We start from the raw sequence: 13,410 nt of genomic DNA, 5'->3' as shown, positions 1-13,410 counted from the left end.
TTTCACCACCTTTTTCCTAAAACCCATTTGGGTTCGCCTGTTTGTAGTATATGACAAGCTATTCCCGTTTTATAACCAAGTTCCCTTATCGTAAATACGGTTTAGGATCGGTTGGAACTTCATTCTTCCTAACTTCAAAATGCAAATGGTTCCCTGTCGATTGACCTGTCGAGCCAACACCGGCAATCTTCTGTCCGCGTTTCACCACATCGCCAACTTTGACATAGATCCCATCATTCATAATATGTCCATATACCGTCCATAACCCATTCCCATGATCCACGATGACGCAATTCCCATAGCCGTTCATCCATGATGCATAGATGACTGAGCCGTTCTCAGCCGCGAGGATATCCGTTCCTTTGGGTGCTCCCAAATCAATCCCTTTATGGCTCTCTGATCGGCCTGTAACTGGATTGATTCTAATCGTGAAATCGGAAGTAAGCGGTGCTTGAACGGCCAATGGGTAACCCAGTTTCCCACCGGAATAAGTGAAAGGCGACTTCGCATTACTAGCAGCCCGCTTCTTCGCCTGTAGGTCAGCTTCTTGCTTCGCTAATTGTGTAATCTGTTTATCGCTTTCTTCCGAAATATCCTCTAGCACCTTCTCTTGCTTCGTAAGGGAAGCAATCTTAACTTCCTTGGCCTTTTCCTTCGCTTGCAGGTCATCCCTAAGGGCGTCGGCGTCAGCGTAAAGGGTCTTAACCTTCTCAAGCTGCTGCTCCGTATCTGCTTTCTTCTGGGCAACCGTCTCTTTATCTTTCTTATTCGCTACTAGTATCTCTTTATCTTGGTTGACAATAGATTTCAAAGCTTCAATTCGGTTCAAGAAATCAGAAAAACTAGTCGCGCTAAGCACCACATCCATGTAGGAAACAAATCCGTTCATGTACATCAGGCGTACACGGGATTTCAGCATATTATCACGAGTCTCAACTCGCGCAACTGCCTCATCCAATTGCTTAGCATTATCCGCTAAAGCAGTCGACACTTGGTCAATTTCCTCATTCAGCTTCGTGAGCTTCATACTAGCCTCATTCACCTGATTAACAAGCGTTTTCATATCCTTGGTCGCCTGGTCCTTCTCCGTCTGGACCTTCGTTATTTGATTCTGCGCGTCATTCGCCTTCTGCTGCGCCTGCGCTTTCATTTTCTTGAGCTGAGTCAACTGCTGATCGATCTTTTCCGTTGTTGAAGCGGCATATCCCGCATAAGGAACCGCCAATGAAGCCGCAATCCCAAGTGTCAACACCACAGGCAGAATCTTCTTCTTCAAGCACGTAGCCTCCCCATCATCAAAACCTGGTACTCAATAAATCTCTAATCTTTAAATCTATGAATCTTTGAAAATATTTTAATATAAATAGAAGCTAAAAAAGCCCGCTTTCAGAACCGAGAAGGTTGGATGAAAATGAGGGCAGGAGGAACGGAGTGTAGCAAGCTACATGAGTACCGCACTGCCCCATTTTCATTCAAGATTCGACGCCGATTAAGCTTCAAGATCAACTTCGTTATCAAAGTGGGCTTATTTAGCCACCTTTTAGACCCGGAGGAATTTGCGGACGGAGATTAGGGACCCCCAGATGCCTATAACCATGCCAATACCTAACAACAAAGCCGTCATCGTAGGAGCAATCTTCCCGAAAGGTGTTAATTCAACCATAAGCAAATTCAAGTTCAATGAACTTGTGTTAAGCAGTTTCCAGTACCCACCTAGAATAATAGCTGTCGGGATCACTGAACCAATGAATCCAAGTAGAGCACCTTCTATAAAGAACGGCCAACGAATAAAGGAATTCGTCGCACCCACCAGTTTCATAATTGATATTTCTTTGCGTCTGGCCAAAATCGTAATTTTAATCGTATTCGCGATTAGGAACACGGCGGTAAATGAAAGTAAAATAACGATACCAATCCCGATCCAACGAACAATTTGTGTCACCTTAAATAGGGCTTCCACCGTGCCTTTGCCATAGTTCACCTTATAGATAGGCTTTGGATCTTTGCCGATGTTAAGCGCGCTGATTTGATCAGCAACGACGGCCACATTTCGCGGGTCATCAACTTCGATGGTGAATGCATCGTTTAACGGGTTATTATCCCCTTCAAATCCATCTAACAAAGCTTTACCGCTCTCACCAAGCTTTTGCCTTAAATAAACAAGGCCCTCTTCTTTCGAAACAAACTTGATCGATTTTACCTCATGAATAGCTTGGATTTGAGATTCGAGCGTCTTCATCTGATCCTGCGAAGTATTAACCTCCAGGTACACATTAATCTCAACCTGTTTCTCAATCTGACCTGCAATATCATTCACATTAAGGGTAATAAGGACGAAAACACCTAAAATAAATAATGAAATGGCAATCGAACTGATCGACGCGAACGTCATCCAGCCATTCCGAACGACATTCTTCGTACCTTCTCGCAAATGACGAGAAACCGTACTAATCTTCATAACCGTACTCCCCCCGTGCCTGGTCACGAGCAATGAGTCCATGCTCAATCGCAATGACTCGTTTACGCATCGTATTGACGATTTCCTTGTTATGCGTAGCCATGACTATGGTGGTTCCCCGGAAGTTAATTTCCTCCATCAATTTCATGATTCCCCAAGAGGTCTCAGGGTCGAGATTTCCTGTCGGTTCATCGGCGATAATGACGGCTGGATTGTTAATTATTGCCCGGGCAATCGCTACCCGCTGCTGCTCGCCTCCAGAAAGCTGAGAGGGCAGCGAATTTGCTTTATCCTTCAACTTAACAAGCTCGAGCACTTCCATGGTGCGTTTCTTAATCTGCTTCTTAGGTGCCTCGATAACTTCCATAGCGAAAGCCACATTTTCAAAAATATTAAGCTTAGGAAGCAGTCGATAATCCTGGAAAATAACGCCGATATTACGGCGCACAAAAGGAATTTTACGCTGTTTCAGCTTTTCCAAATTAAATCCGTTCACGAAGATTTGCCCCTTGGTCGGCCTCTCTTCTCTATACATCAACTTCATAAATGTAGATTTACCTGCGCCGGAAGGTCCAACAACATAGACGAACTCATTGCTGTCCACTTTTACATTAATCCCTCGCAATGCATGAGTGCCGTTGGAGTATGTTTTCCATACGTCCTGCATTTCGATCACAATATCACATCCTAATATATGGATCTTTGCGTAGCAAAGTCTCTCTACTGTGGGATCTTTGAGCGTAGCTCAAAGTCTCTCTGCTATAAACATAGCTTTTAACCATTCGACACAAAAGCTGAAATTCCTTTTAAAATAGCTTTGAAATTCCTGTTGAATACTGTCATTATATCATTTTATTAGAGAATATGAGAAATCCAACGCTAGTACTGTCGAACTAGAAAACTATACCATACGCAAAAACCGCCCTGCTTAGGACGGTCCTGTCATTAGTTTTATTTATTTTTAGGTGGGGCTACACTAGATCGGACGAGAAGTTCTGCTGGAAGCACCAATTGTTTGGTTACCTGACGGCCCTCCAGCATGTCAATAATCATCTGGGCAGATTGATAACCGATTTCATATGGATTTTGGCTAACGGTTGTTAAAGCTGGAGAACAATAGGCGGAGATACTGATGTTGTCGAATCCAGCGACTGAGACATCGCCAGGGATTTGAAGTCCAAGTCCCCGAAGCGCCTGCATCGTCCCAAGAGCCATTAGATCACTTGCGCAAAAAATAGCGGTCACATCAGGACGCTGAGACATAAGCCTGTACGTAGCGTCACGAGCTCCTTCATCCGAGAACCCCCCGTCGAGAACCAAATCCTCCTCAAACGGAATGCCTGCTTGCTCCAAAGCTTGCTTATAACCATCCAAACGCTTAATGCTGACATCAGCTTGCGCGTGGCCATTCACTAGCGCTACCTTCTTATGGCCCTGTTCAATCAAGAACTGCGTCATCCGAGACGCGCCTTGAATATTATCCGAAGTCACATAACCAACATTGCTGTTTTTAAAAGGAATATCAATCAGTACGCAAGGTAAACTCGAGGTGACGATCTCTTTTAAATAGGGATCATCCAGCCGAATGCCCATAATAATAACACCATCCACCCCGCGTTCCTGACAAAGCGCTTTGTAGGATTTCGCAGCTTGCTTCTGGGGTGTAGTACTGAATAAGATCAGATCGTAATTCAGCTCCCCCGCCCGGTCATTCATACCGCAAAGAATTTCAAACGCGATACTATCCTTAGTACTATTACGCGTAATTCCGGATAGCAGCAGTCCGAGTGTCTGTGTTTTTTTGGATATTAGGCTGCGCGCGGCCATATTAGGACTATAACCAAGCTCATTCGCAATGAGCTGAATCTTTTTGCGGGTATCATCATTCACATCATTGTATCCGTTAAGCGCTCGCGATACGGTAGTGACGGACACGCCGGCTTCTCTGGCAATATCTTTTATTGTAATCATATAGTTAGCGTGTTCGCCCCTGTCCAAAACGTTTTGGAATAAATCGGTCGGAATTTTTATATAATTCCTATATTAATCTATTCCGCTTCTAGTTTCAATCTTAATTATTGCCTGATGTAAACGCTTAAAAATTTGTTAAAGGGGATTGAAAATGGTTACATCCTTCTGTATAATCAAAATATCAAGTTACCAAAACGTTTCGGAAACGTTAAATTAGTGATTGGGTAAAAATTGGAAAGAAAATTTAATGGGTTTCGACCCCTTTGATTTTGGTTTCCTTTTCTTTTTATTTGTCTCCGAAACGTTTCGGTAAGAATAATGTAGTAGAAATCATCAAGAATAACAGAGAAAAGGGGTGGCCCGAATGGATTACCGAGTCATTAAGGAGAATGATCTCTTCCTCATGACCGATAAAACCGGCGATATTCCAGCAGGCAATGAAGCAGGACACGGTCTATATACGAAAGATACCCGCTTTCTAAGTGGGCTTGAAATTCGTATTAACGGCAAAAAACCGATTCTGCTTAGTTCTTCCGCAGGAACGAACTATATCGCCACCATTCGTATGACTAATCCTCATATGGAATCGGATGGGCAGTTGATTCTTTGGAGAGAATCTGTCGAACTGGAAAGACAACGATTTATTTACGAAGGCGCTCTATATGAAACCATTGCCTTCACTAACTTTTATCCGAAGCCGGTTGCTTTCGACTTTACAGCTCGATTCGAAAGCGATTTCGCTGACATGTTCGTCGTTCGGGGCTTTCAGAATGGAACTTTCGGTGAAGCGCTCCCTGATGTGATGGAACACCAGAAGCTGGTCAAACGCTACAAAGGCACAGACGGAATTGAACGTCAGACGCATATTTGTTGGGATCGCAAGGAAACGGTTGTACAGGAAGACAGCACGATAGCCTTCAACTTTGAGCTAGCGCCCAAAGAGCGCCAATCCGTTACCTTCTTCATTGCCCCTTTTATCGATGGCAAGGGACCAGAGCAAGTATCTGCCCAACAAGCGATTGAGATGCTGAAAGCTTCCTATCAAGAATGGGACCAAAATACCACGTCCGTAGAAAGCAATCTTCCCCTGTTCAATCACTTGTACGACCGAGGACTCCAGGATTTGCGCGTGCTCCTTACGGACCTCGGGCATGGACGTTTCCCGTTGCCGGGCTGCCTTGGTATGCAGTCCCATTTGGACGGGACAGCTTAATCGCTGCACTACAAATGTTGCCCGCAGAACCCAATGTGGCCAAAGGTACATTGCTTACAATGGCCTCCTATCAAGGGACAAAAGAAGATGTGTGGCGTGATGAAGAACCCGGTAAAATTATGCACGAAATTCGCTATGGCGAGCTTGCATTAACGAACCAGATTCCTTTCACACCTTACTACGGAACCATTGATGCAACGCCTCTTTTCCTACTCCTTGCTGCGGAGTATGTGCAATGGACCGGTGATACGGCGCTCATTGAGCAGTTGATGCCGAACATCGAGCGAGCCTTGCACTGGATCGACAATTATGGAGATGCAGACGGCGACCGATTTGTGGAATATTACCAGAAATCATCCAAAGGCATCGCCAACCAAGGTTGGAAAGATTCTGGCGATTCTGTCGTACATCGCAACGGCGATTATGCCAAAGCACCCATTGCGCTCGCAGAAGTGCAAGGTTATGTCTACCATGCCAAGGTTAAACTAGCTCCGATTCTTCGTCGGCTAGGTAAAGAATCGATGGCCGAAGAGCTGGAAAGCTCCGCAGAAGATCTTCGCCAACGCTTCGAATCGAGCTTCTGGATGGAAGAAGAAGGCTTTTACGCAATTGCACTAGATGCTGACAAGAAGCAAGTCCAATCGGTGACAACCAATCCTGGTCATGTCCTCATGTCAGGCATGCTGCAGCCAGACCGTGCTGAATCCGTGGTGCGAAGACTAGTAGCACCCGACATGTTTAGCGGCTACGGCATTCGCACTATGAGCACGGAATCGTCCGGCTACAATCCTATGAGCTATCACGACGGCAGCATTTGGCCGCATGACAACTCCCTTGTATTGCTGGGAATGAGCCGCAGCGGCTTCAAAGCGGAAACCATGCAAGTCATTGAGGGCTTAATGAAGGCATCTGAAAGTTTTGAGTACCATAGACTCCCTGAATTATATTGCGGGTACGACGATTCCATAGGTGAGCCTGTACCTTATCCTGTCGCTTGTTCTCCTCAAGCCTGGGCAGCCGGTACTCCGCTAGTATTTTTGCAGACCATGCTCGGGATCGAGCCCGATACGCTGGGAGGTACTATCCGATTGAATCCCGTACTGCCATCTGGCATGACGGAACTTACCGTCCGTAATATGACCGTGGCGCAAGGCAAGCTGAGCCTCCACATTCAGATTAACCCACAGACGCAGACTGCGGTTGTGAACGTGCTGCACAATACAACAGGGCTTCAAGTGATTCAACATTCATAAATAGCTACTTATAAAAAGGGAGGCATTTACTCATGAAAAAATGGCTTACTGGCATTTCACTTGCCGCTGTATCATCGATGATCGTAATCTCCGGCTGTGGCAACCAAGCGAACAACGCATCACCATCCCCATCGGCTCCTGCGGCTTCAGCTGCAGCGACTGCGGCACCTAAATCGGCAGAGCCAGTCACGATTACATTGAACGGTTGGGGCTCCAGTCCTGAAGAAACAGCCTTATTTCAACAAGTATTGAAAGATTTCCAAACCAAACATCCGAACATTACCGTTAAGTTTGACGTAATCGCGGATCAATATATGGATGTCATTAAAACTCGCTTAGTAGGTGGCGAAGGCGCGGATGTATTCTTCCTAGACGCATTCGAAGCTCCTGGCCTGATTGCCAAAAACGTGCTCGAACCGCTTGATGGTTATGTAAAACCTGAGTTTGACGTTGCTGACTTCGAAGCGCCGCTTCTGAACGCTTTTAAAGGTAAAGACGGCAAAAGCTATGGCTTCCCGAAAGATACGTCTACACTAGCGCTTTTCTACAATAAGAAAGATTTCGCAGAAGCTGGTATCACTAAGGTTCCTACAACTTGGGAAGAGCTTCAAGATGCAGCCAAAAAGCTGACAAAAGCAGATGGCGGTAAAGTATCCCGCTTCGGATTTGGCGCTGCGCCTGAGCTCGCCCGTCAAATGTTCATGATTCAAGCTGCTGGCGGCAAGGTTTCCGACGACAATGGCAATGCGGCTTACTCATCTCCTGAAGCGTTGAAAGGTCTACAACCGGTAGTTGATATGCACCTGAAAGATAAATCCGCTGGCGAACCGAAAGATCTGGGCGCAGGCTGGGGCGGAGAAATGTTCGGACAGCACAAAGCTTCGATGGTGATCGAAGGAAACTGGGCGATTCCGTACCTGCAAAGCACATTCAAAGATCTTGATTTTGGAACAGCTGAACTCCCAACCACTTTCGGCAAAAAAGCAACAATGGCTTACACAGTAGCCTATGTAATGAATAAAAGCTCAAAGCACAAACAAGAAGCATATGAACTTATTTCTTACCTGACTGGTAAAGAAGGCATGAAAACTTGGACCAGCAAAGGCTTAGCGCTGCCTGCTCGTAAATCCGTAGCCAAAGAACTTGGCTTTGACAAAGATCCGCTGCGCGCTGCTTTAGTAGCCGGCAACTCCTATTCCATTCCATGGCAAGCAAAAGAAACGTTGCCGACCATCATGAACAACTTCAACAATCAGTTTATTTCCGCTTATCAAGGTAAAGTAACCCTGGAAGAAGCGCTCAAAAAAGCGCAAGACACCGCTAATAAAGAAATTGCCGCAAGTAAATAACCAAATAACGCATAGCAGCCGTAAAAGAGGAGAAACTTCCTCTTTTACGGCATTTTACAGGAAAGGGGGAGCTTTGAATGAAACGACGCTGGAACCGCCGCAAATGGCGGGACGTGATTTCTGGATATTTGTTCGTTTCTCCGTCTCTGATTGTGCTTGGCGCCTTCTTTTTACTGCCTATTCTTTACGCAGTTTTCCTCTCTCTGCATAAGGTTGAGCTGCTTGGCGGCATAAGCTACAAATTCATCGGACTTCGCAACTTCGCCCGTATCGCCGATGACGACCGCGCCTGGATCGGGCTCCGTAATACCGTTGAATACGCGTTATATGTCGTTCCGATACAAACGATTGTCGCCATGCTGATGGCGTCCGTATTGAATTCTAAAATTAAGTTCCGTAATTTTTTCAGAGTTGTCTACTTTATGCCGACAATCACCTCATCCGCGGTGTTAACCCTCATTTTCATGTGGCTTTACAAATCTGATGGATTACTAAATGATATGCTCAATTTCCTGGGCATGGATAGTTTCAATTGGCTGGGAGACCCGAGCGTCGCCCTTAAAGGCATTATGATCATGAATATATTTTCCACAGCGCCTCAGTTTATGGTTATTTACTTAGCAGCGCTGCAGGATATTCCCGATACGTTATATGAAGCAGCCGAGCTTGATGGCGCAGGAACTTGGCGCAGATTCATCTCGATTACAGTACCTATGCTCAAACCCGTCACTTTCTTCGTGGTGACCATGGGATTGATCGGAACGTTCCAGCTTTTTGATCAGGCCTATATCTTGTCAAATGGTTCTGGGGGCCCTGATAATTCTACGCTCACCCTTGTTCTATTGATTTATCAATATGCGTTCAAAAACTTGGATATGGGCTACGCATCCGCTTTAGCCTTTATGTTAACCTGCGCAATCATGATTGTGACGCTGATTCAACGCAAGCTTTTCGGCGGCGAAGAGAAATTGAACTAAGAGAGGAGAGACCCTAAATGGAAGCATCCAAAACCCGCTCCATAGCGCGCGTATTAACCTATCTCATGCTGATGCTATATGCCGTAATTACCGTTATTCCGTTCTTGTGGGCGCTCTCCGCCTCGTTCAAGACGCTAGCGGAAATCTCTACAACCGGTTTATCGTTTATTCCAGAACATTTTACACTGGATAATTACAAATATATTTTCACAAGTGAACAAATGTTTCCTCGCTGGTTTATTAACAGCGTCTTGGTCGGCGTCTCCGTTACCCTGCTGAATCTGCTGCTGAACTCATTAGCCGGGTACTCATTAGCCCGCTTCGATTTTCCCGGCAACAAGCTTATTTTCTTCTTCATCCTAACCATTCTGATGGTACCGGATAAGGTTACGCTTATTCCACAATATCTGATCATTAAGGACTTGGGCTGGCTGAATAGCTTCCGTTCTTTGATTATTCCGGCGGCGGTGCAAGCCACTTATATTTTCATGATGCGTCAGTTTTTCATTAGTTTTCCCAAGGAATTGGAAGAAGCTTCGGAAATGGATGGCATGACACGAATCGGGATGTTCTTCCGGGTTGCACTCCCGCTAGCTGGACCGCCGCTTGCGGCTATGGCCATATTCACCTTCATGGGATCATGGAATGAATTCTTGAAACCACTGCTCTTTATGTCAGAGCGCTCCATGTTCACACTTCCGCTAGGATTGAATACATTCAAAGGCCAGTACATCTCGTACTGGAACTACATCATGGCAGCTTCGATGATCTTCACCCTGCCAGCCCTGCTTGTCTATGTATTCGGAAATAAATTTTTCATCAAAGGAATTACATTTACAGGGACGAAATAATGCTATATTTGAAAAACCGTTGGATCATGTCTATCATGTCCGACGGTTTTTTGTTCTCCTAGGCTGCTGGATAATCCCCTGGCAAGTACTAAAACTCCTTAGCTAGCGATACATATAATAGTACAGGCATCCTATGCCTGAACCGCTTGTATCTGAGCGTAAAGGAGCCGCTGTACATGCCAAGCCAAATTAGAAAAGTGATCTTCTATGCGTCTATCTTCCTAGGCTTACTAAGTGCGTTTAGCATTGCTCTATATATCTATGGATCTCAACCTACATTTCCTGCAGGGTTCACCGTTGCCGGCTGGCGGGTTGAAGGAATGCCCTATGATAAATTTCAACAAGAATATGAAAAGCGCCTACAGCTGCTTTCCTCCTATCCCGTTCAATTGCAATCCTCCCGTGCGAATATTCCTAATAAACAACTGTCACTTGGACAACTAGGTGTTGAGTATCAAAAGGAAACCCTAGCTCGTTCACTTGGGCAGCTATTTGGAGGCTCGCCGATAGAACGTATAAAAGCTCGCTGGACGCTGCGTCATGCAGATATACCACTAGAGGTCACTGTCAATCAAGCGCAGCTAAACACCGTAGTCAAAGAAGCTTGGAAAGACCTCTACAACCTTCAGCCAGTTGCCGCCAAACGAATTGTAACCAATGAAGATTTACTAGCTTTCGAACCCGAACGTAAAGTGCTGAGAATTGATACGGCCCATTTGCTTGAACACTTGAAAGAAGTTGCCCCATCCATTGCCTATATTCACAACGCCGCTCCTATCATACTCTCCTTGCCTTTATACGAGCAGGGCCCTGCGACAACGGTCGAAACATTGAAGCATCAGGGCATCGATCGCAAAATCTCGGAATTTACGACCTCATTCCCCCCGTCGGGCGAAGGGAGAATTTACAATATACGCTCCACAGCCGCCTCTATTCAGGATTATCTAATGGCTCCAGGAGAGACCTTCGACTACAGCAAGGTTATTGAAAAAACGGAAGCCCAATTCGGCTATAAGGAAGCACCAGTCATTCTAAATGGCAAGCTTGTACCAGGCATTGGAGGCGGCATTTGCCAAGTATCGACCACACTTTACAATGCTGTCCTGCGGAGCGGTCTCGACATTGTTGAACGACGCAATCATTCACTCCCTGTTAGCTATGTTGCGCTCGGCCAAGATGCCACTTTCGCCAGCGGTTATATTAACTTCAAATTCCGCAACAACACAGATGCCTATCTATTGATACGAACCATAACAACAGATCAAGCCGTCACCGTGAAGCTTTTCGGTCATATGTCGCCATCCATTACCTATGACATCAATTCCAACATTGTAGAAACCATTCAACCACCGGTTAAATACTTGCAAAATGCCAGCCTGAAACCTGGCGTTACACGCCCTATTAGCACCGGCAAGGTCGGCTATAAGGTAGAGACGTATCGCATCAAAAGAGAAAATGGTACAATTGTCAGTAAAGAGTTAATCTCGAAGGATCAGTATTCTCCAGTGCCTACCATCATCGCTGCCAACCGGAGCGACATCAAGTCAGATGAAATCAATCCCTCAACGCCAGAGCAGCCCATCCTTGAAGATGGCGTGAAAGGACCGGTTAACCGGTAATAGATAGAGGCTTCTGCCTCTTTTGCGAATAGGAAAGGTCATGTGACTGTAGTTACTAGGTCATTATGACTTTTTTCTATTATGATAGGAATATGAAATAGCACACAAGGAGGCTAGGCGATGAGCAAAATCGATTATTTCAAAGAATTAAACTATCGACTGCGTGGACTTCCCGAGAAGGAGCGCCAAAATATATTGTCTGTTTATGAAGAGTTGTTTCAGAAAGCCATTGAAAATGGCAAGCAAGAGGATGATGTTGCACAGTCTCTCGGCTATCCGCGAGTTCCTAACTGGGACGCTCAAAAGGAGACGCCTAGTACAGAGCAGGAGCCTTCCAAAAGCACGTCCAGCGAACGGGTAGAGAAATCTTATCCCAGACCTGAACCGGCTGTGGCGCCTAAGCATGCTCCCGAAACTAGGGGCTATCCGCCTTATACGCATCCACAGGGCACGAATCCTTATATGAATCCCAATCCATACCCTTATCCGGTTAAACAGGAGTCGAGTATTAAGGCGATCATCGTAAGTATTATGCTTGGATTTTTTAATCTAATATTCGTTGTTGGTCCATGGTTCGGTGTTCTCGCCGCATTAATTGCGTTATTCGTTGCGGGCTTTGCGCTCATCATCGCACCGATAGTCGGCATTCTTAGCAGCATCGCCGGATCACCGAGCAGCGACCTGATGTTCATTGGATTTGCACTGCTAGCTTGCTTTGGTTTAGGCATCATTCTGACAACGCTTAGTTCTTGGTTATTCAAACAATTCTTCAAACTAAGCTGGTTGTACATCCGATTCAATGCCAAACTAATTAAGGGGGCTTAAGCCATGAAACGTGGAGTCAAATTTTTCTTACTGCTAGGCTTTGCCTGCCTTGGGGTCGGCCTTATTGGAGCAGCTGTTTCTTCTAAAGTTGTCGATTGGAATGCAGGTGTCACGAATATTGATATCGAAAAGAAGATTCCGGCAGCCAATATTGATACAATAATCATTCAAAATGACATCTCCGGGGTAACCTTTATCCCAAGTAATTCCGATGAAATTAAAGTGCATCTGGTAGGAACGGTTGGAGAGCTTACTGCTAAAAGCTGCACCATTGAGGCGGCGACAGAAGGAAGTAATGTATGGCGAGTAGACGTATGTACGCAAAAGAAACCGCAAATTAATTTCGGTTTTAATTTGACAGAATTGAAAGCCCTGATCAATAACAAAGGTATCCGATTACGAACAGAAGTCACACTTCCAGAGAAAATGTACAAAGCTATCACGGTTTCCACGGATACAGGTGGCATCAACTTCAAAGAAGTAAAGGCTGACAAACTTACAGCAACCACCGACACAGGCGGCATTTCCATTGAGCATTACGAAGGGAAGCAGCTAAATCTTCAAACAGATACGGGGCGTATCAACGTAGAGGACGGGCAAGGTGATGTCAAGATAAAAACAGATACAGGCAGCATTACAGCTAAGCTGCATGATATCGGAGATTCCGTATCGCTTCAATCCGATACTGGCTCGATTCGTCTTCAGCTCGATCCTACTCCAAAAGGTGCAAGTTTCGATCTGAGAACAGACACAGGCAGCGTCAATCTGGAAATACCTGGTGTTAATGTACAAAAGACCGATCACAATGCCGCAAAGGGTACCATTGGTGATGGCAGCAAAAAAGTAACGGTACGGGCAGATACAGGATACATCTCTGTTACCGGTAAATAAGAA

Annotated in this window: 10 protein-coding genes and 1 pseudogene; 7 read left to right on the top strand and 4 right to left on the bottom strand. The window is 45.5% G+C overall.

Going from position 1 to position 13,410, the window contains the following annotated elements:
• Positions 1-85: 85 nt before the first annotated feature.
• The 4 genes from ACBP55_RS00700 to ACBP55_RS00685 form a co-directional block, all read right to left on the bottom strand.
• Positions 86-1,276, bottom strand: a complete 1,191-nt coding sequence (locus ACBP55_RS00700) for a murein hydrolase activator EnvC family protein (protein WP_464649038.1) — start codon at positions 1,274-1,276, stop codon at positions 86-88.
• 264 nt (positions 1,277-1,540) lie between these two features.
• Positions 1,541-2,458, bottom strand: coding sequence for a permease-like cell division protein FtsX (ftsX, locus tag ACBP55_RS00695; RefSeq protein WP_464649036.1), 918 nt, complete (start codon positions 2,456-2,458; stop codon positions 1,541-1,543).
• The gene (gene ftsE / locus ACBP55_RS00690) at positions 2,448-3,134 is read right to left on the bottom strand and encodes a cell division ATP-binding protein FtsE (RefSeq protein ID WP_029194877.1); all 687 of its coding nucleotides are present in this window, start codon (positions 3,132-3,134) and stop codon (positions 2,448-2,450) included. Before ftsE ends, ftsX begins: the two co-directional genes overlap by 11 nt.
• Before the next feature lie 275 nt (positions 3,135-3,409).
• Complete coding sequence (locus ACBP55_RS00685) at positions 3,410-4,429, bottom strand: LacI family DNA-binding transcriptional regulator (protein ID WP_464649033.1); 1,020 nt, start codon at positions 4,427-4,429, stop codon at positions 3,410-3,412.
• A gap of 364 nt (positions 4,430-4,793) precedes the next feature.
• On the opposite strand from ACBP55_RS00685, the pseudogene ACBP55_RS00680 reads away from it, so the two are divergent.
• The 7 genes and pseudogenes from ACBP55_RS00680 to ACBP55_RS00650 all read left to right on the top strand — a co-directional run bounded on the left by ACBP55_RS00680 (position 4,794) and on the right by ACBP55_RS00650 (position 13,407).
• Positions 4,794-6,895: pseudogene (locus tag ACBP55_RS00680) on the top strand (amylo-alpha-1,6-glucosidase).
• 32 nt (positions 6,896-6,927) lie between these two features.
• Positions 6,928-8,244: an ABC transporter substrate-binding protein gene (locus ACBP55_RS00675; RefSeq protein ID WP_464649031.1), complete on the top strand. Its 1,317-nt coding sequence runs from the start codon at positions 6,928-6,930 to the stop codon at positions 8,242-8,244.
• Between the two features lie 77 nt (positions 8,245-8,321).
• Positions 8,322-9,221 (top strand): carbohydrate ABC transporter permease, encoded by a 900-nt coding sequence (locus ACBP55_RS00670; RefSeq protein WP_029194881.1) that lies wholly within the window; start codon positions 8,322-8,324, stop codon positions 9,219-9,221.
• Between the two features lie 17 nt (positions 9,222-9,238).
• Complete coding sequence (locus tag ACBP55_RS00665; protein WP_464649029.1) at positions 9,239-10,072, top strand: carbohydrate ABC transporter permease; 834 nt, start codon at positions 9,239-9,241, stop codon at positions 10,070-10,072.
• 176 nt (positions 10,073-10,248) lie between these two features.
• Positions 10,249-11,691: a VanW family protein gene (locus tag ACBP55_RS00660; RefSeq protein WP_464649028.1), complete on the top strand. Its 1,443-nt coding sequence runs from the start codon at positions 10,249-10,251 to the stop codon at positions 11,689-11,691.
• Positions 11,692-11,811: 120 nt separating this feature from the next.
• Positions 11,812-12,516 carry a DUF1700 domain-containing protein gene (locus ACBP55_RS00655; protein ID WP_464649026.1) on the top strand — a complete coding sequence of 235 codons (705 nt, stop codon included), beginning with the start codon at positions 11,812-11,814 and terminating at the stop codon, positions 12,514-12,516.
• A gap of 3 nt (positions 12,517-12,519) precedes the next feature.
• Positions 12,520-13,407, top strand: a complete 888-nt coding sequence (locus ACBP55_RS00650; RefSeq protein ID WP_464649024.1) for a DUF4097 family beta strand repeat-containing protein — start codon at positions 12,520-12,522, stop codon at positions 13,405-13,407.
• Positions 13,408-13,410 lie beyond the last annotated feature (3 nt).

It is taken from the genome of Paenibacillus sp. WG02, assembly GCF_055396115.1.
Note: the sequence above shows the minus strand (reverse complement) of the source record. Positions and strands in the feature narration are given on the sequence as shown.